This window comes from Proteiniclasticum ruminis DSM 24773 (genome assembly GCF_000701905.1).
Taxonomy (GTDB): domain Bacteria; phylum Bacillota; class Clostridia; order Clostridiales; family Clostridiaceae; genus Proteiniclasticum; species Proteiniclasticum ruminis.
The window spans coordinates 148,205-167,127 of record NZ_JNKC01000006.1 but is presented as its reverse complement, the minus strand read 5'-3'; the positions used below and the strand labels follow the sequence as shown (position 1 = coordinate 167,127).

Here is an 18,923-nt window from a genome sequence, read left to right as displayed (position 1 = left end):
TCCGCACCTCCTTATGGCCGCACCAGCGCCACAAGCGCCGGTATTCCGTCTGGCGTGTCCATCGTGCCGATGGCGTATTGTTTTCCGCTTTGCTCGTAGAACTGCGTTAGGCGAATGGTTCCCGCTCCGGACGCCCACAGGCCGCCGGTTTCCCACTTGCCAAGAAATACGCTGTCCTCCATGTCCGATTCGTCGAAGCTCTCTCCCTCGTTAGCCCAAAAAATCTGATACCAGTCGAGCGTGAGGCTCAGACTCTCCGCAGTACCAGCAAGAGCGATGTTGAGAAACTCCATCGCGCCCGCATCGTATTCGTTGTTGGGATCGTAAACAATCAACGCTTTCCAGCTCCCGGTCAACAGGTCGATGCTGTCTATGATATTCGCATCGGACGGAACCCCGTCATAAGCCACATCCTCCGTGTACCAGAGGAAGTCTTCCAAATCGGGGTGTTCCTCCGTGGATAAGCTCGTGTCAGTTTCCTCCGGCGCGGGAATATCTCCGCTCTCCGTGGGCGTGGGCGGCGCTTCTTCCTTCGGCGATGGTGTGACGGGTGTTGTTTGCTCCGTCCCCGGCGCCGGAGGTTCTTTTCCGTCTGCTGACCGTAGATTGGGCGGTATTGTGAGTATACCGACGACCAGCATAATCACATTGGCCGTGATTAGCACGGCAATCAAGCCTTTCTTCAATTTCATCAGCCCTCCTTGATTCGCTTTGCTATGGATGGGCAATTATTGCCCTAATCAGTTTTAATGCCCTCTCCGTAGACTGTTGAAGTTCTCCCTTCTTTAATATCTTCCACAGTATTGTCGCTTGAAAAACGAACCGTGCCTTCCTCGGAAATGAATCTAACATGAGTAGAAAAAGACAAAGCATCACTTGGCGCTTCACAAGTCGCCGTAGCGGTGGACGGGTCATATTTATACGGCCCCGGCAAAAGTAAGAAAGCGGTGCCAAAATCTTTACCTTCCGGCATAAATACTAATTGCCCCTCGTAGTACATAAAAGTAAAGTTGTAGGTAGCGGTCTCACCTTCAGATGTAAATGTCGCAGAATAAGTGCCCAAAAGCCCCTCCAGCGGCAATCCACCAAGCTTCACCTCGGTCACCGGCGCGGAAAGCTTGAAGCCAAGCGTCAGCTCCGGCTCGTCGCTTTCGGGGTCGTCGCTGGGTTTGAACAGTTGCAGCTCCTTGGGACAACCGGCCTGTACATAGCCAAGCAGGGTAAACTTGGTGGAAGCCCCGGCAGCGCCCTTCAGCGTACCGCGCCAGCTCTCCTTCACCGCGTTTTCGGAAAGCGGGGCGAAGCGCAGGGCGTAGCCGTCATACTGCGACTTCTCGCCATCGGGAACGTCCTCCACGATGTTGAAGGTGATGGATTGGTTAAAGAACGCTTTGACCTCGTTTAGCGCGGCCAGATACGCAGCCTCGGCCTTGCGTTGCATATACACGCTGACGGACTGCGTTACCGGGTAGAGTCGTTCATAAAGCTGCGCCTTGTATCCGCCTACCATAGTTTTGACCTCCGCCTCAGTGGCATTGGGGATGGTTGCGGAGCCTTTGCTGCTCTTCTTCATTTCCGAAACGACAACATCCATCTCCCCACTACTCAGCGTCCAGAATACACGAGCATAGCGTTCGATCTCCGCTTCGATGGCAGCTTTGGCATCGGCATCGTTGGGATTGGCTTCAGCTATATCGATCAGCACCTGCCGCCAATCTTTCAGACTGCGGGCTGTCCATTCAAAGCCCTGCCTGTCTTTACTGACATATTCATCGTTGAAAAAGGCGTAGACCTCATTTATCTGATCCATCTTCATGGCCAAACCTTGCTCAAACAGACTGGTTATGGTGTAGTCAAAAATGAAAAGTCCACTGGCTGCAAGTCCCCATGCAGCAGATTCAGCATAAGAGAGCGCAAGCATTGCAGTATCCTTATATAAGCCAAGAGTATCCGCATCTGTCTTTTCTGTGCTCAACATTATTGCACCGATCTTTACTGCAGCCGCTACTTTCCCGAGCTTATTCATTTTTTTATAGGCAGAATCAGCCAGACTGGTATCAAAGGTTGGGCTGCCGAGGGATGCCATATTTAGAATCGTACCTGCTAGATCAGTGCCAAATCCCACTTCACCTACAGATTCAGCTATACCACCCATCAGTCCGTTATGGGCAGTGAGAATCATTGCCGCAAGCCCCGCCGCTTCTTCTCCATCCACGCCACTTCCCCTCACATATTCACGAAGGGTTTCCATAGCCTGCTTTTTGTCGATATCGGAGATGTCTGCATAAATGTTTGTGATCTCAGCGTTTCGCCTGCCCTCATTTTTAACATGAAATACGCCATAGGTGGAGAGATGGTCAGTATAAATGATTATCTCATCCCTGTCCGAATCCACCTCAAACAGCACATCCTCCCACTCACCAGTAGCATTATTTTTATACTTTGCACCCACACATTTCGAGGGATCCTGTCCCTCCTCACAGTATGTGGTATCATAAGGGATTCGTAGAGTGATGAAGTCTGAAAGCTCAGTGAGATCACCCAATTTAATGTCGTAGGATTCTACTTTGTAACCTTCAGACTTGCTCACTTCAACTGACTTTTTTGTGACGGTAAGGTTTTCATCACCATCCAGCACATATTCTCCTAATTCTACATGAACACCATTTTGTAGGGCAGCGCTTGTAGCCTCCGGCGAAAGTGTTACCGCTTCAGTATGATCAGCACCTCCACCCTGATTGCATCCAGCAAGTCCAGTCATTAATAACACCACTGCAAGTATCATTGACCCTAACTTCTTCATGTTGTTTTTCCTCCTTTTCCTTACCAATCACATATCTTCGCCTTTACACCTGTCTCATGCCACAGCTTCTGCACAGCCTCTTCTATAGCCTGTTTTCGATGTATGCCATGAATCAGTTCTACCTGCATAGTCTGGGCTTCATCGCCAAATGTCAGATAAATTTTTTCAAGATCGAACTGTGCAGACAGTAACCTTACTCCATCTATACCTTCTAAACCCCACTTATAGATCTCACATCCGATGAGGACACCAAAAGTTGAGATTACCGTTTCTCCAGAATCTATATTGAGACGATGATTTAATTCAGAAAAAATATCCAGAGGCACTGAGAGGATCAGATTATCCCAAATGAGCATTGCATCATGAAGAAGTCGGATCTGCTTTACCAATAACAGGAAAGAAAGAATGCTGATCACACCAACCAAAAAAGAAAATTCCAAATTAGATGTCATAGAGAGCCACACTGTAATCCCTATACTTATCACAAATATCAAAACATACTCATTACGCCTTTTTCGGATTGATTTCATTTTTTTACCATACCTCCTCCCGACTACATTGTACCCAAGGATGCCTCAAATCACATCACACTATAGAATGATACCACTAAAAAAGCTCCTCACCCTTTCGGGTGAGGAGCCTCTTTTTACAGTTCTTATGTGGCTTTATATCTCATCTCGTATTTGGTATTTCAATACTGTACTGATCAGTTCCACCCGGCTTGAAACATCATATTTCGAAAAAATATTTCTCACATGAGTTTTTACCGTATTCTCACTGATATACAAAGCTTCTGCAATCTCACGGTTGGATTTACCAGAAAGAATCAGCTTTAATAACTCTTGTTCCCGAACAGTCAGTGGATCAAGTGCCTTCGTCAGATGAATAATCTCTGTTTGTTGAGTCTGATTCATAATATCATAAGTCCTTAGATAAGTATGACTTTTCAGCACCAAAACAAGCTGATGGTTTAAAGGAGGAAGCATGATCAGTGTTACACTCACTATGGTAAGAGCAATCACCGCAACTTCTGCACCAGAGAGTCCGACAGATGTGATCCCTACACCTAGGATTCCACCGAAAAGAACACCAAAAACGTTTGCGGAAAGTCCAATGCCAAAGGTCTTCACTGGATTGTCACTATAATCCAGCATTTCTCCAAGAATGCTCCACCAAAAAAGATCAAAGATTCCGCAAGCACCAAGCATCAGTGTGTCTATAATCAGATAGTCCGGCGCATTTCTACCCAGCAGCATAAAACTGAGAAAAGCGCCAATAATCATGGCTATACCCAAATAAATGACTCTGGAACGCTTTACGCCCACTGGCAGGTTACGCATAACAGCAAGAGCAACGATATAAGGTATAGCCCAATACCAACTCGCAAGACCAGTCAGATGCTCAAAAGCAGGATTGAAGACTTGATACATGAGACCTGAGTTGATGGTCACAATAAAGATAAAAAGACTCAACAATATCAATGGGTTTCTCCTGCCTGTATGATTGATGGTGTTTGTTTTATTGGGCTTAGTTTCTTCATTCTCCTTATGGACAGGCATCCTCCAAACGAAATACATTCCAATCACAAGACAAAGTAGCGATAAGCTGAGCCCTAAAACCGGCGAATGATTCATAGCAATCATGTTTACTGCAATCATAATCAGATTGGAATAAATTAGTACATCGGCAACAGACTTCGTCCGTTCATTCTTTGGCGTAAAAGCTCTGAGGAAAAAACCCCATGATGCAACCGCACATCCGCTGAAGTATCCGCTGATACCTAATCCAACCATCCATAGGAAGGAATGCTCAAAAAAGAAAGGAAGCATAGCAATAAGACAAATCCCCATCCCGATCATCATCGTCTTTTTCGCCATTTCAGGAGATTTAACAAACAGTCCACAGGTAAATAGTCCAATAAAGTGTGAAATGATTGCAGACTGGATATACCTGGCACCATCAACTTCGTTTAAATGAAGTATGCTATATAGCACCTGACCCTCAAACGGGGATGACAGAATATAGGCAAAGAGAAATGAAAACCCAGCAATAGAAAGAAAACGGGCATTTATAACTTTATACCCATTCATACTGTACCTCCTTTCTTCATCCACTCCTGTTTAAAGTAAACTAAGCGCTTGCAGTACTGAAATCTGCAGCTTTATCACAAATGTGGTTTAATACTGTCAAATTATAATCCTGGATGACAGTTCCACAACTTATTTTTATGTTAGAAATCCATTCATACTTTGTTTGTTCAAGCTTATATTACTACTTAATTATAACATATACGTTATTACATAATAATCCTTTTTTAGCGTAATACTATCATCCACAGAACTCGATAAAGTATTAACAAGCAAATTCAAACACATATCTTTATGAATTAATATGTTTCATTCACGCCAATTCACTTATCCACATTATTGCATATAATATTAATACTATACTACAAAAAAAAGCCCGAGGTTAGAAGTACTTCTATCCTCGGGTTGTTTTCATTTGGTGCAGATGAAGGGAGTCGAACCCCCACGCCTCTCGGCGCTAGATCCTAAGTCTAGTGCGTCTGCCAATTTCGCCACATCTGCAGGTATATGTTTTTGAGCAAAAAAAATAATAAAAAATGGTGCAGATGATGGGACTTGAACCCATACGAGCTGTTGCCCGCTACCCCCTCAAGATAGTGCGTCTGCCATTCCGCCACATCTGCCTGTTTTTTATCACATGTATTATTCTACCCAGTTCGGTCTGAATAGTCAAGAAGAAAATTCATGAAATCCTCATAAAATCAGCATTATTTTCTGGTGAGCGTCTAAAGCTCTTAAGGCTCAAGCTTTATAGAAACAAAAAAATCTCATCCATCAGGTTCTATTCTTACGCTCCATTGGAAATCCCGGCAGGCAGCAAGTGGGATAATTTTTAGATAATCCTTGAGATATCAAGTAATATTCTGTATTATAAACCTGTGACTTTCCCTTGGGATCCGCTGAAAAAGTGCAGCGTTTTTCCAAGGAATTTTAAAGAAAAAAGGAACGAGTAGTACATGGCAGAAAAAATATTTCCCACATCCGTCCACGGGGAACTCGCAACCCTTCCAAAAATTCTTCCGAATTTTGAAGGCCTGACGGACTTTTATGACTCAGAATACTTTAACGAGAACCTCACTTATGATGGAAAGGATCTCTTTATCCAATATGAAAAAGACCATATCCAAGTGCGGCTATGGGCACCCATGGCTTCGAAAGTGAACTTCCAGCTGTATACCAGCGCAGAAGAGAAAACACCATTTCTCACCTACGAAATGGAACCCAGCGAAAAAGGCACCCATCTTCTGAAACTTCCTCTCATGGCCATCAATCACTTTTACCTCTTTGAAGTGCACCATGATGAGGTAGTCACCTACACACCTGGACCCTACGCCACTTGTGTTGGCGTCAACGGTGAAAAAGGCTATCTTCTTTCTCTGAAAGAAACGGATCCAGAAAACTTCAGGACATACAAGGCTCCTCTTCTTGAAAACCCCGTGGATGCTGTGGTCTATGAAGTGCATGTGAGAGACCTCTCCATCCACGAGGACTCCGATATAGAAGCAAAAGGAAAATACTTGGGCTTCACCGAAGACGGCACACGAAATATAAAAGGGCACACCACAGGACTCTCCCATCTGAAAGAACTGGGCGTCACCCATGTGCAGCTTCTGCCCGTCTTTGACTTCAATGCCCTGGATGAGCTTGGAGAAGACGGAGCCTACAACTGGGGATACGATCCTCTCAACTATAACGTTCCGGAAGGATCCTACGCCATAGATCCGAAAGATCCAGCCTCAAGAATCAAAGAGCTCAAAAGCCTCATCATGAGCCTTCATAAAAACGGTATGGGCGTCATCATGGATGTGGTGTACAACCACACCTACGACGGAGTGACCTCCAACTTCCATAAAACCGTACCCCTCTATTTCCATAGAAGCAGCGGCGGAATGTTTACAGACGCATCGGCCTGTGGCAACGAAACTGCTTCCGAAAGACGTATGATGCGGAAGTTCATCATCGATTCTTTACTCTTTTGGGTAGAAGAATATCAAATGGACGGGTTCCGTTTTGATCTCATGGGCATCCATGATACAGAAACCATGAGAGAGATTGAGAAAGCTCTCCGATCCGTGAAACCGGACATTCTTCTCTACGGAGAAGGCTGGACCGGCGGAAACAGCCCCCTTCATGAAGACCTGCGCCTGGTGAAGAGAAACATCAGTCAGGTGCCTGGCATTGGCGCTTTCAACGACGATATCCGTGACGGCATCAAAGGCCACGTGTTCTTCAATGAGAAAGGCGGCTTTGTCAGCAGCAGAGGACAGAGAGAATCTGTAAAGTTTGGTATCACTGGGGCTGTCTATCACCCCCAGGTGAACTACAGAAAGATCCTCTATACAGATTTTCCTTGGGCACAGAATCCAGGACAGAGCATCAACTACGTGTCCGCCCATGACAATCTGACCCTCTATGACAAACTGGAGGCGGCAAACAAAGGAAAGAGCAAAGAAGTTCTGAAAGACATGGCAAAGCTTGCCAACACCATCGTCCTCACCAGTCAGGGGGTCCCTTTCCTTCATGCAGGTGTGGAGTTTTTAAGAACCAAGTATGGAGACCACAACTCCTACCGATCCAGTGACAAGGTGAATGCCCTCAACTGGAGTCAGAAATCCAGAAACATCGATGTGGTTCAGTACTACAAAGGACTCATTGCACTTCGTAAGGAATACCCGGCATTCCGCTTAAGAACAGCAGAAGAGATTGGAAAATATCTCAGCTTCTACGGACCGGAAGACCGAAACTTCATCTCCTATACCCTGAAAGATCCCCATGGGTTCTACACCCTTCTGGTGGCTTTCAACGGCGGTGAGAACAGTTTTAAACTGAGGATCCCCAGTGCTCACTGGGATGTGCTGCTGGATAAGGATGATGCTGACATTCTTCCTCTATGGAGCACCAAAGAAACATCAGTGACCCTGAAACCCTACTCTGCCATGATTCTCATGACCAGAGATTCCATTTCATAGCTCTCAAAGCCACAGCATCAGGACATCGTCCTTTGCTGTGGCTTATTATTTTCCCTTCTCACTTCACCATCAAAGAGTCTTCTCTCCATAGAATAGAGTAACCTTACACAGGGCTAGATTTGACATTCTCATATCCATGGTATATATTGTTAACAGTATCACAAATCGAAATAAATGAGGTGACTGTATGAAACTGGAAATTAGAAATATACATAAAAGCTTTTCCGGTCAGAAAATCCTGAAGGATATCTCCTTCCAGGTGGAAAGCGGCAAAGCAATGGGATTTTTAGGCAGAAACGGTGCTGGAAAAACCACCACCCTGCGAGCGCTCATGGGCGTCTTTAAACAGGATGCCGGTGAATTTCTCATGGACAGCAAGATTTTTAACCCTGACGACTATAAAGTGGGTTATCTTCCAGAAGAACGCGGCATGTATCCCAAAGAAGAGATCGGACATCAGCTCCGCTACTTCGGCATGCTGAGAGGCGGAGAGAAGAAAGAAATCGAAGCGAACATCGACTACTGGCTCGGCAGAGTCAACCTTCTGGAATACAAGAAGAAAAAGCTTGAGACTCTTTCCAAGGGAAACCAGCAGAAGATCCAGATTGTGGAAGCCCTTGTGAACAACCCCGACATCGTCATTCTGGATGAACCCTTCAGTGGACTGGACCCGGTGAACTCCATGGTGCTGAAGGACATCATACTAGAGCTCATCAAGAAGAAGAAGCTGGTCATCTTCTCCAGCCATCAGATGTCCTATGTGGAAGAGTTCTGTGATGAGATCACCCTCATCAATAAAGGAGAGATTGTGCTTCACGGAAGCCTTCAGAAAATCAAAGAAGAACGGGGAAAAGACAGACTGAGACTGAAAACCTCCGCAACAGAAGACACTTTGTATTCTGTTCTTTCTCCTCATGGCCTGAAGGATCTTAAAAAGGACAAGCTTTCCTACATTCTGCACATGGCAGAAAACACAGAGTCCGATGCCATCCTCAGACCCCTTCTGGAAGAAAAGATCCCGATCGAAAGCTTCTCTCCCTATTACCCCACCCTCACAGACATATTTGTGGAAACGGCAGGTGAAAAATAATGAAGAATCTATTGACCGTCTTTCAGTTTGAATTCAGGGGACTTCTCAAAAAGAAATCCTTCGTGATCACCACCCTCATCGTCTGTCTTCTTGCCCTCATCGGCACTTCCCTTCCAACCATCATGAAGGCCTTTGAAGGAGAAGATGCACCCATTGAAGAGCCAGGAGAAGACCTGGGCACTCTTGGAATTGTCATTGAAAACAGCGCCTTGGAAGAAGATGTGCTGAAGGAAAAGCTTGCCGGGTTTACCCTGGAGTTCTTCCCATCCAGAGATGCACTTCAGGAAAAGGTCCTGGATGGCACCATGGACAGTGGCTACATCGTCACCTCTCCCTCCTCCTATACCGCCGTGGTGAAGAATATATCCATGTTCACCGGTGGCGATTTTCTATTTGATGAAGTGCTGAGAAGCTACAACGAGGACCTGGCTTTGGAAAAAGAAGGCTACAACCCTTCTGAAATCAAAGAAATCCTCCAGGGCATCAGCATCGAGCGTGCAGAAGAAGTCCTCGGGAAAGATTCCCAGAACAACTACTATGTGGTGTATGCGCTCATCATTGTGCTCTTTATGATTGTCATGTTCTACGGGAACAATGTGGCTACTTTAGTGGCCAGAGAAAAAAGCGACCGCACCATGGAAATCCTTGTGACCAGCACTCACCCAAACAGCCTGATCATCGGTAAGGTCCTGGCATCTGGTCTTGCAGGGATTCTCCAGGCGGGTCTCATCGCACTTTCCCTTTTTGGCGGCTATCTTCTGAACAGAGGAAACTACAGTCCTGAAATCCAGGAGTTTTTAAAGCTCAGCATCGATCCGAAGCTTCTTCTGGTCTTCCTGTTCTTTGGCACCACCGGGTATTTCCTGCTTCTGTTCCTTTATGCGAGCATTGGCGCCCTAGTGTCCAAAGTGGAAGATGTACCCTCGGCTACGACTCTTGTCACCATGTTCTCCATGGCGGCCTATTTCATCTCCCTCTTCACCTTGAACTTCCCCGAGAGCCTGGTGCTGAAAGTAGCCTCCTACGTGCCCTTCACATCGTTCATGGCCATGTTTGTGCGTTATGCCATCAACAGCATCTCCTTCCTGGAGCTTGCACTGTCCTACGGGATTCTCCTAGCAACCACCGCAGCCATTGCGCTGCTCAGTGTGAAGATTTACCGCTATGGTACGCTGAACTACGGAAACAGCGGCAATACCATCAAGCTCATCCGCACGGCCTTGAAAGAAAGTAAAGAAGCCTAACAAGATTTTTTAAGTATAGAGAGTATACGAAAAACCCCCAGAAGACACCAAACGGGACGTCTTCTGGGGGTTCTGTTTTTTTAGAAGTTTCTATAGAAATAAAGGATCCGGTAAATGGTCTCCCGAAAAGTCACCCGTTCCACGTAGTTTTTCGTCTCCTCAAAAGGAATGCTGTGGAGGATCTCTCCACTGCCCACAGTGCTGTCATTAAGCCATCCCTTGACCCGGTTGGGCCCGGCATTATACGCTGCGAGCCTGGTCTCTTTCACAGGAAAACTCTCTTTCAGATAGGACAGGTAGTAGATGCCCATGCGGATGTTCACTTCCGGCACATAGAGCATGCTCTCCTCATAGTCTTCCATCTGAAGCCTCTTGGCGATAAATTCACCGGTCTCCGGCGTGATCTGCATGAGTCCCATGGCTCCAGCCGGAGATATGGCATAGGTCTGGAACCTCGATTCTGTATGGATGAGGCCATACACAAGATAGGGATCTACCTCATATTCTGCAGCGTACTTTTCAATTACTTCCTCATATTCCAGAGGAAACAGCCTGCCGTAAAGCACACTCCCTGAAAAGATCAGGAACCCCGTCAGGAGGAGAAGGAAAAAGATCACTCCGCCTTTATTCTTCTTCTTTTTTCTTTTTTTCATTTTCTTGTCCCTTGATTTCTCCAAAGCCCAGTGACTTCAGAATCTCATTGATCTGCTGATACGTTTCTTCTCTGCTGCCACTGTTGTCCACCACATGGTCGGCTCTTCTTTTCTTTTCTGCCAAAGGCATCTGGCTCCGGATTCTTGACACGGCTTCAGAAACCGTCAGTCCATCCCGCTTTAGAAGTCTTTCCAGCTGCACTTCATAAGGCACAAAGACCGTCACTGTGATATCCACATCCTTCTCCAGTCCTTCCTCGAAAAGAAGAGCGGCATCCAGCACCACAAAGCTTCCCTTTGCTTCCTTCAGTCTTTTTCTTGCTTCCTCCACAATCTTCGGCATGATGACATCCAGGTAAGCTCTCTTTTTTTCCTCATCCTGAAAGATGATTCTCCCCAGCGCTCTTCGGTCCAGCTGACCTTCCTGAAAAATGAGGTCGCCATAAGTATCCTGAAGATATGTAAGGATTTCCGGATAAAGCACCAGAACTTCTCTGGCCAAAAGATCTCCATCAATGATTTCCATACCCAAAGAAGCCAGATAGAGAGACACAGTGCTTTTACCCGAAGCTATGCCTCCAGTCAGTCCAATTCTCATAAAGATGCCCTCTTAACAGTCGAACCAGGTGTCGCCCACGGATTCCTCCGCAGAAAGCTTCACCTTTAGGGTCACTGCCTGTTCCATTTCCTCTTTCAGAAGTGCCTTCACCGTTTCCAGCTCGCTCTTCTTGGTATTCACAATGAGTTCGTCATGGACCTGAAGGATGAGCCTGGAATGAAGGTTCTTCTCCTTCAGCGCCACATAGACCTTCACCATGGCCATCTTCATGATATCTGCTGCACTGCCCTGGATGGGGCTGTTCATGGCAAGGCGGACGCCTGCCGCCTGAACGATCTTGTTCCTCTCATGAATCTCTGGAATATAGCGCCTTCTGTTCATGATGGTCTTCACAAAGCCTTTTTCTCTCGCCTCTTCCACAATACCGTCCAGATAGTCTTTGACCTTGGGGTATCTGGAGAAGTAGATGTCCATATATTCTTTGGCTTCTTTTCTTGTGATGCCCAGGTCTCCAGCCAGGCTGAAATCGCTCATGCCATAGATGATGCCGAAGTTCACGGCCTTGGCGCTGCTTCTTTCCTTGTAGGTCACCTCTTCTAGTGGAACCCCAAAGACTTCGGAAGCCGTTTTGGTATGGATGTCGATGCCCTCATTATAGGCCTCGATCATTTTTTCGTCTCCTGATATATGGGCCAGCACTCTCAGCTCAATCTGGGAGTAGTCGCAGGACACAAGAACCGACTCCTCATCATGGGGAATGAAGACCTTTCTCACGGCTCTGCCCATCTCATGTTTGATGGGAATGTTCTGGAGGTTTGGCTCAGTGCTGGACAGTCTCCCGGTGGTGGCCAAGGTCTGATTGAAGGTGGAGTGGATCCTGCCGTCCTCATCAATGGCGGATTTCAGTCCTACAATGTAGGTGCTGAAGATCTTCGTCACCGTCCGGTACTGCATGATTTTTTCCACAATCTCATGCTTGTCTTTCAAGGCTTCCAGAACTTCCACATTGGTGGAGTATCCGGTCTTGGTCTTCTTAATCACGGGAAGATCCAATTTTTCAAAAAGAATCACACCCAGCTGCTTCGGCGAGTTAATGTTGAAGGATTCTCCCGCCAGCTCATAAATTTCCGCTTCCAGGGCATCGATGTCTTTTTTAAAGGTCACATTCATCTCATCCAGAAGCTTCTCATCCACATGGAACCCTTCGATCTCCATATCCGCAAGGATGGACGTCAGCGGCAGCTCCACTTCATAAAAGAGCGGCAGAAGCTCTGTTTCTTCCATTTCCTTGTACTGCTTCTCATACAGGTCATAGAGCTTTCTGCCAAGGAAAATCTCTTTGTCTGTTCCTTCCGGTACCCGGATGTCAGGAAGCACTTTCAGCATCAGATCCTGAAGCTGAAGCTTTCCATCGGCAGGCTCCAGAAGATACGCAGCAAGGTTTGCATCAAAATGGATGCCCCCAACTAAAATGCCCAGTCTTCTTAAAACCGTGACCCCGTCTTTCATATCAAAGGAAATTTTCTTTACACTCTCCTCTTCCAGTAGGTCCTTTAGAAGCGCCACAGCGGACTCCTCTTTGAAAAGCTCCTCTGTATGGAGATAGAGACTTGTCTCTTTAGTGGAAAGGACCATCCACTGCATGGTTCTTTCTGAGAGCTTGGCAGCATGGTGCACAAAAAAGAGCACCGACAGCGGATTCTCTCCCAGGGTCTTTTTCAGCTCTTTCAGACCGTCTTTCAGACCTTCCGCATCTTTCACCTCCACATAGGGAATCTTTTCCAGAGGCTCTTCCTCTTTCTTTTCCTCCTGTGTAATGGAGAGCTTTGAAAGGAGGCTCTTAAACTCCAGCTCCGAGAACATTTTCCGAAGCGCATTCTCGTCATATCCGTCATCACTTCTGAACTGCTCCAAATCAAGATCAATCTGCACATCCCGGATGATGGTGGCAAGACGCTTGGAGAAGATGGCATCTTCCTGATACTCTATTAAATTCTCCCGGACTTTCTTCATGGTGACAGACTCCACATTCTCCAGAAGGTTTTCAATGGATCCGTATTCCTTGATGAGCTTGAAAGCTGTTTTTTCACCAATCCCAGGAACACCCTTGATGTTGTCAGAAGGATCTCCCATGAGGCCTTTCACGTCAATGAACTGGGTGGGGGTAATCTCAAACTCTTCGATGAACTTCTTCTCATCGTAGGTTTCAACAACACTGACTCCTTTTTTCGTGATGACTACTTTGGTCTTCTCCGAAGCCAGCTGCAGCGTATCCTTATCTCCAGAAAGCACATAGACTTCATCCCCATCCTCTTCTGCAAGCTTTGACAGAGTCCCGATGAGATCATCCGCCTCAAATCCATCAATCTCCATGATGTCCACGGCCATATAACCGAGAATTTCTTTCAGAATGGGAAACTGGGAAGCCAGCTCCTCAGGCATTCTCTTTCTTCCCGCTTTATAGGCGTCATACTCCAGATGCCGGAAGGTGGGCGCTTTTCTGTCAAAGGCACAGACCACATAGTCTGGAGAAAGATCTCCACGGATCTTCATCATCATATTGATAAACCCGTAGATGGCCCCGGTATGCTGTCCCTTAGAGGTCATAAAGTTCGGGTTCGCATAAAAGGCACGGTTCATAATGCTGTTGCCGTCAATAATCAGTAGTCTTTTCATAAATTTCTCCTATTCTTATCTTTCTCACTTCTATGGATGCGAGGAGCTCCTCTTTGTTGTCCCTGGAGAAAGTGTTCAGTATTTCTTTTAAAAGCTCAAAGGCCAGCACATGTTCCACCACAATGGAAAGCGGCACCACCGCTGTCACATCGCTTCTCTCATATCTGGAATCAGAGTTCTTCCTAGTCTTGAGATCCACCGATGGAAGCTTCAGAAGAAGGCTAGGAATGGGCTTCATATAGCAGTAGACTTCCAGCTGCTCTCCATTGGAGATGCCTCCTTCAATGCCTCCGGCATGATTGGAGGTGCGGACGATCTTTCCATCCTCATAAGTGATACCGTCATGATAGAGGGCACCTGTGGCGATGAAGAACGGGTTTCCGATGGATACCTGCTTCACCCCTTGAATGGACATGAGAGCACCAGAAAGGATCCCATCCAGTCTCCTGTCATAATGCATGAAAGACCCGAGGCCTTCCATAACCCCCTCACAGGAAGCGTAGACCCAGCCGCCTAAAGAATCACCGTTTTTCTTGGCGGAATCCACCAGAGCCATGAACTCCTCCTGATGGCGCAGGACCCTCATGGGACTCTTCTCTATGAGATCATAAAGTCCATCGTCAAAGAGGTCGCAGAAGGTGTCATTGAGTCCATAAAGGGTCTGGACCTTGGACCGGATTGTAACGCCAAGCTCTTTCAGCACCTCCTTACAGACAGCACCCACAGCCGTTCTGATCGCCGTTTCTCTGGCGGAGCTTCTTTCAATGCTGTTTCTGAGGTTTCCTGTGGCATATTTGTATTCTCCGGTAAGATCCGCATGCCCTGGTCTTGGTATAGAAACAAAGGTCTCTTCTTGGGACTTCAGACGCCAGTTCTCATAGTCTCTGTTCTGGATGAGAAGGGTCATGGGCGCCCCTGTGGTTTTTCCTTCAGAGAGACCTGAGATGATCTCCACGGAGTCCTTCTCAATCTTCATACGGCCTCCGCGGCCATACCCTTTTTGTCTTCTTTCCAGTTCTTTATTGATGTTCTCTATATTCACGGGAAAATTAGCTGGAAGGCCTTCCAGCACGGCGCAAAGTCCTCTTCCGTGGGATTCTCCCGTATCCAGAAATCGCAGCATCAGATCACCTCTTCTTTCAGTGTTTCTATCTTCCATTATAGCCTAGATAAGGGCATAAAAAATAGGAATCTTCCGAAAAGATTCCTAATAAACTGTGAGTTTTTAAGTAAAATATCCTTAAAATATGGTGAAATCCAAATCTTTGGAAAGACTGATGAGCATCTCAATGCCCGCAATGGAGTTTCCTTTTTTGTCCAGAGCTGGTCCAAAAACACCCACGCCATAGCGGCCAGGCACTGCCCCGAGAATGCCTCCACCCACACCGGATTTTGCTGGAATCCCACAGGCTACGGCAAACTCTCCAGAAGCATCATACATGCCACAGGTGGTCATGATGGTTTTGACGATCCTTGCATGCTCTTTTTTCACCACACGCTCTTTGGTGATGGGATGAATGCCATTGGAGGCAAGCACCGCACCTATGCACGCAATATCCACACAGTTTCCAAGGATAGAGCACTGCATGAAATAAAGATCCAGAATATCCTCCACGTCCCCTTTCATGATGCCAGTGCTTTTCATGAAATAGGCGAGGCTTCTGTTCCGATGCCCTGTCTCTTTCTCGGACAGGTACACTTCCTGGTCAAATCGCACTTGTTCTTTTCCCATGAGCCTTCCAGAAAAATCCAGGATCCTTCTTATTTTCTCTTCCTTAGTCTCTCCATGAATGAGAGAGGTCACCACCATGGCTCCTGCGTTGATCATGGGATTGAAGGGCTTCTCAGGATTCTTCACCTCAAAGGACATGATGGAGTTGAAAGGATCTCCTGTGGGCTCCATGTGCACATGGGTGAAGACTTTTTCCTTCCCCAGGTCCTCCAGCGCAAGAAGCAGTGTGATCACCTTGGTGATGCTCTGCAGTGTGAAGTTCTTTTCCGCCTGGCCCTTTGTATAAAGATGACCATCCAGGTCCATCAGAGCAAACCCCACATCAGAGACGCTTCCTTTAGCCAGTTCCGGTATATAGGTGGCTACCTGCCCCAGAGGCGCCACATCTTCTCCCTTTTGGAGCGCTTTATCTAAAAAAATATCCATAATTCAATTTCCCCCCTGAATTCTATCTCCTCTATAGTAGCACGAGAACTCTTCTTTTTGAATCCCCTGAAAGTGACCTGACAAGCCGTTTTTCTTTTTTCTGCCCCTTGATTTTCTGAAGTCTTCTGTGGTATCATCTTTAAGTAAGTTAAATTACCTATGCCGGTGTGATGGAATTGGCAGACGTGCGGGACTCAAAATCCCGTGGTAGTGATACCGTGCCGGTTCGACCCCGGCCACCGGCACCATCAACGAGAAAAACTCCAGAGCTGTATGCTTTGGAGTTTTTTCTTTATCCTAGATACAGATCTTTTACTGCACTGTCTGACGGTCTCTTTCTTACTCTGTGATTTCAATCTGAATCCTCTCCGGCCCGAGAATAAGACTCTCATAATATCCATCCCCCGTGGTCCTGGGACCGCTGAGAATTTCATAGCCATCTTTTCTGAAGGTTTCTGTCAATACATCCACCTTTTCTTTTGCCCCCACACTGAAGGCAAGATGGATGAACCCTGTTCTTAGAAGAGCATCCCCAGTCTTCTCCATTTGAGGCTTGTTCATGATTTCCAGCCTCGCGCCTTCCTGAAAGGAAAGAAAGTATGAGGTAAACCCCGTTTTGGGATTATGGTACAGTTCATTGGAAGAGGCTTCAAAATACTTCATAAAGAAGCTTCTCATCCTCTCCAGATCTTCCGTATAAAGAGCTGCATGTTCAATCTTCATAGTAGTCTCCTTCTACAACATCAGTTTTTCAGAAGCCTCAGTCCGTTGAGGATCACAAGGAGGGTGCTTCCTTCATGGAACACCACCCCGATGGGCAGATTCACCTGCTGCAGGAAATTAGAGGCAATGAGCGTCAGGATCACCAGTACGGAAAAGAGCATATTCTGCTTCACAATGCGGTTCATCCTCTTGGAAAGCCTTACAGTATCCGCAATTCTAGGAAGATAGTTCTTCATAAGCACCACATCCGCCGTTTCCATGGCCACATCACTGCCTTCTCCCATGGAGATGCCTACGGTGGCTGTAGCTAAAGCTGGTGCATCATTGATGCCATCTCCCACCATGGCCACTTTCCCCAAGGTCTCTTCCAGATGTTTGATTTCATCAGCTTTCTTCTCCGGCAGGCATCCTGCCACATAGACATCAATACCGGTCTCTCTGGCAATGGCTTCTGCTGTTTTCTCATGGTCCCCTGTGAGCATGACGCTCTTGATGCCAAGTTTATGAAGCGCTTCCACGGCAAGGATCGCATCTTCCCGCACCACATCTTTCAGGGCAATGATCCCTAAAAACTCCTTTTCATCTCTCACATAGATGACGGTCTTTCCTTCATGGGCCAGGTTGTCCACGGTATCCAGCATAAAGGCTTTTCCCTGTTCTCCATCCACAAAGGCTTTATTTCCCATCTTGTAGAGTATGCCATCCAGTTTGGCTTTGACGCCAAACCCAGCAATGTCTTCCATTTCAGAGATGACCCCTTCAAAGGTTTTCTCTGTCTCTTTCTTTACATAGTTCACCACCGCACCTGCCAGAGGATGGGTGGAATATCTTTCGATTTCTCCAATCTTCACAAGAAAGTCTTCCCGGTCCACATGGCTGCAAAGAACCACATCCGTCACTTCCGGCTTTCCTTTGGTGAGGGTTCCTGTTTTGTCAAAGGCCACAGCCTTGATTTTTGATAGATTCTCCAGATGGACGCCTCCTTTGAAGAGGATACCATTTTTGGCCCCATTGGCTATGGCTGCAAGGGTCGCAGGCGTCACAGAGGCCACCAGAGCGCAAGGAGAGGCTACAACAAGCAGCACCATGGCTCTATAGAAAGACTCCTCAAAGGTCCACTGTAAGAGAACTCTTGGCAGAAACATCATGAGAACCACCGAAATCAGCACCACAGACACATAAGGCCCTTCATACTTTTCAATGGTCTGCTGGGAAGGAGACTTCTCACTCTGGGCATTTTGAACCAAGGCAATGATCTTACTGAACAGAGTTTCATCACTGGCTTTGGTCATCTCAATCTTAAGACTTCCCCGCAGATTGACAGTACTTGCATAAACCTCATCCCCAGGTCCTCTCGTCACTGGAATAGACTCTCCTGTGATGGCAGCTTCATCGATGGCACTGACACCTTCTATGATTTTTCCATCGGTTGGAATTCTTTCGCCGGGTTTCACAAGAAGCAGATCTCCTACACGGAGCATCTTCACAGAAACCGTCTCCTCCATATCATCTAAAATCCTCACAGCTTCTTCTGGCTGAAGGTTCATCAGAGCTGAAATCTCCTTATGGCTTTTGTTCATGGTATAGGTTTCTAAGGCGCCACTGAGGCCAAAGATGAAGATGAGGATCGCCCCTTCCATCCAGTAACCAATAACCGCTGATCCTACAGCAGCTAAAATCATCAAAAGCTCCACATTAAGCCTTCTTTGCTTAAAGGTCTCAAAGAACCCCTCTTTTGCTTTATAATATCCTCCAATGGCATAGGCCAGGATGAAGATCACAGGAATGGCTCGTGATTCTTCTTTGGCAGTTAAAAGATACCACCCCAGAAGAATCAGCACACCACTGACTGCTGCATTGATCAGTTCCAGATGAGGTCTTATTTTACTCATAAAATCTTTATTTTCCGTTGCCACACCGTCCATTTTTCTTTCCCCTTTCTTCCTGCCTGAATTCCCCGA

The 18,923-nt window shown here is 46.7% G+C and carries 14 protein-coding genes and 3 tRNA genes; 4 read left to right on the top strand and 13 right to left on the bottom strand.

From position 1 onward, the window contains the following. Window positions 1-11 precede the first annotated feature (11 nt). From T487_RS0109005 to T487_RS0108980, 6 genes are all read right to left on the bottom strand, one after another. Window positions 12-692, bottom strand: a complete 681-nt coding sequence (locus T487_RS0109005) for a hypothetical protein (RefSeq protein WP_242848040.1) — start codon at window positions 690-692, stop codon at window positions 12-14. Between the two features lie 44 nt (window positions 693-736). Then, on the bottom strand, window positions 737-2,803 hold the full coding sequence (locus T487_RS0109000) for a hypothetical protein (protein WP_031576604.1): 2,067 nt from the start codon (window positions 2,801-2,803) through the stop codon (window positions 737-739). Window positions 2,804-2,823: 20 nt separating this feature from the next. Then, complete coding sequence (locus T487_RS0108995; protein WP_242848039.1) at window positions 2,824-3,255, bottom strand: hypothetical protein; 432 nt, start codon at window positions 3,253-3,255, stop codon at window positions 2,824-2,826. A 213-nt stretch (window positions 3,256-3,468) separates the two neighbouring features. Further along, window positions 3,469-4,893 (bottom strand): LuxR C-terminal-related transcriptional regulator, encoded by a 1,425-nt coding sequence (locus T487_RS0108990; RefSeq protein WP_031576600.1) that lies wholly within the window; start codon window positions 4,891-4,893, stop codon window positions 3,469-3,471. Window positions 4,894-5,306: 413 nt separating this feature from the next. Beyond that, window positions 5,307-5,391: transfer RNA gene (locus T487_RS0108985), tRNA-Leu, on the bottom strand. Window positions 5,392-5,427: 36 nt separating this feature from the next. Continuing rightward, window positions 5,428-5,513, bottom strand: a tRNA-Leu gene (locus T487_RS0108980). 333 nt (window positions 5,514-5,846) lie between these two features. On the opposite strand from T487_RS0108980, the gene pulA reads away from it, so the two are divergent. The 3 genes from pulA to T487_RS0108965 all read left to right on the top strand — a co-directional run bounded on the left by pulA (window position 5,847) and on the right by T487_RS0108965 (window position 10,193). Then, window positions 5,847-7,859 (top strand): type I pullulanase, encoded by a 2,013-nt coding sequence (gene pulA / locus T487_RS0108975; RefSeq protein WP_051651623.1) that lies wholly within the window; start codon window positions 5,847-5,849, stop codon window positions 7,857-7,859. Between the two features lie 187 nt (window positions 7,860-8,046). Further along, window positions 8,047-8,949: an ABC transporter ATP-binding protein gene (locus T487_RS0108970; protein ID WP_031576597.1), complete on the top strand. Its 903-nt coding sequence runs from the start codon at window positions 8,047-8,049 to the stop codon at window positions 8,947-8,949. Beyond that, window positions 8,949-10,193 carry an ABC transporter permease gene (locus T487_RS0108965; RefSeq protein ID WP_031576596.1) on the top strand — a complete coding sequence of 415 codons (1,245 nt, stop codon included), beginning with the start codon at window positions 8,949-8,951 and terminating at the stop codon, window positions 10,191-10,193. The genes T487_RS0108970 and T487_RS0108965 overlap by 1 nt, the downstream gene beginning before the upstream one ends. An 80-nt stretch (window positions 10,194-10,273) precedes the next feature. Here T487_RS0108965 and T487_RS0108960 read toward each other — a convergent pair whose 3' ends face one another. The 5 genes from T487_RS0108960 to glsA all read right to left on the bottom strand — a co-directional run bounded on the left by T487_RS0108960 (window position 10,274) and on the right by glsA (window position 16,239). Then, window positions 10,274-10,846 (bottom strand): lytic transglycosylase domain-containing protein, encoded by a 573-nt coding sequence (locus T487_RS0108960; protein ID WP_036909343.1) that lies wholly within the window; start codon window positions 10,844-10,846, stop codon window positions 10,274-10,276. Further along, window positions 10,818-11,444, bottom strand: coding sequence for a dephospho-CoA kinase (coaE, locus tag T487_RS0108955; RefSeq protein WP_036909342.1), 627 nt, complete (start codon window positions 11,442-11,444; stop codon window positions 10,818-10,820). Before coaE ends, T487_RS0108960 begins: the two co-directional genes overlap by 29 nt. A gap of 12 nt (window positions 11,445-11,456) precedes the next feature. After that, window positions 11,457-14,081 (bottom strand): DNA polymerase I, encoded by a 2,625-nt coding sequence (polA, locus tag T487_RS0108950; RefSeq protein WP_031576590.1) that lies wholly within the window; start codon window positions 14,079-14,081, stop codon window positions 11,457-11,459. Beyond that, a complete protein-coding gene (gene aroC / locus T487_RS0108945; protein ID WP_051651634.1) occupies window positions 14,059-15,204 on the bottom strand; it encodes a chorismate synthase in 1,146 nt (381 codons plus the stop codon). Before aroC ends, polA begins: the two co-directional genes overlap by 23 nt. Before the next feature lie 117 nt (window positions 15,205-15,321). After that, on the bottom strand, window positions 15,322-16,239 hold the full coding sequence (glsA, locus tag T487_RS0108940) for a glutaminase A (RefSeq protein WP_031576586.1): 918 nt from the start codon (window positions 16,237-16,239) through the stop codon (window positions 15,322-15,324). Window positions 16,240-16,400: 161 nt separating this feature from the next. On the opposite strand from glsA, the gene T487_RS0108935 reads away from it, so the two are divergent. Then, window positions 16,401-16,487 (top strand) — tRNA-Leu (locus T487_RS0108935). Between the two features lie 91 nt (window positions 16,488-16,578). On the opposite strand, the gene T487_RS0108930 is transcribed toward T487_RS0108935, so the two are convergent. Then, a complete protein-coding gene (locus T487_RS0108930) occupies window positions 16,579-16,962 on the bottom strand; it encodes a VOC family protein (RefSeq protein ID WP_031576585.1) in 384 nt (127 codons plus the stop codon). Window positions 16,963-16,982: 20 nt separating this feature from the next. Continuing rightward, on the bottom strand, window positions 16,983-18,887 hold the full coding sequence (locus T487_RS0108925; protein ID WP_031576583.1) for a heavy metal translocating P-type ATPase: 1,905 nt from the start codon (window positions 18,885-18,887) through the stop codon (window positions 16,983-16,985). Window positions 18,888-18,923 lie beyond the last annotated feature (36 nt).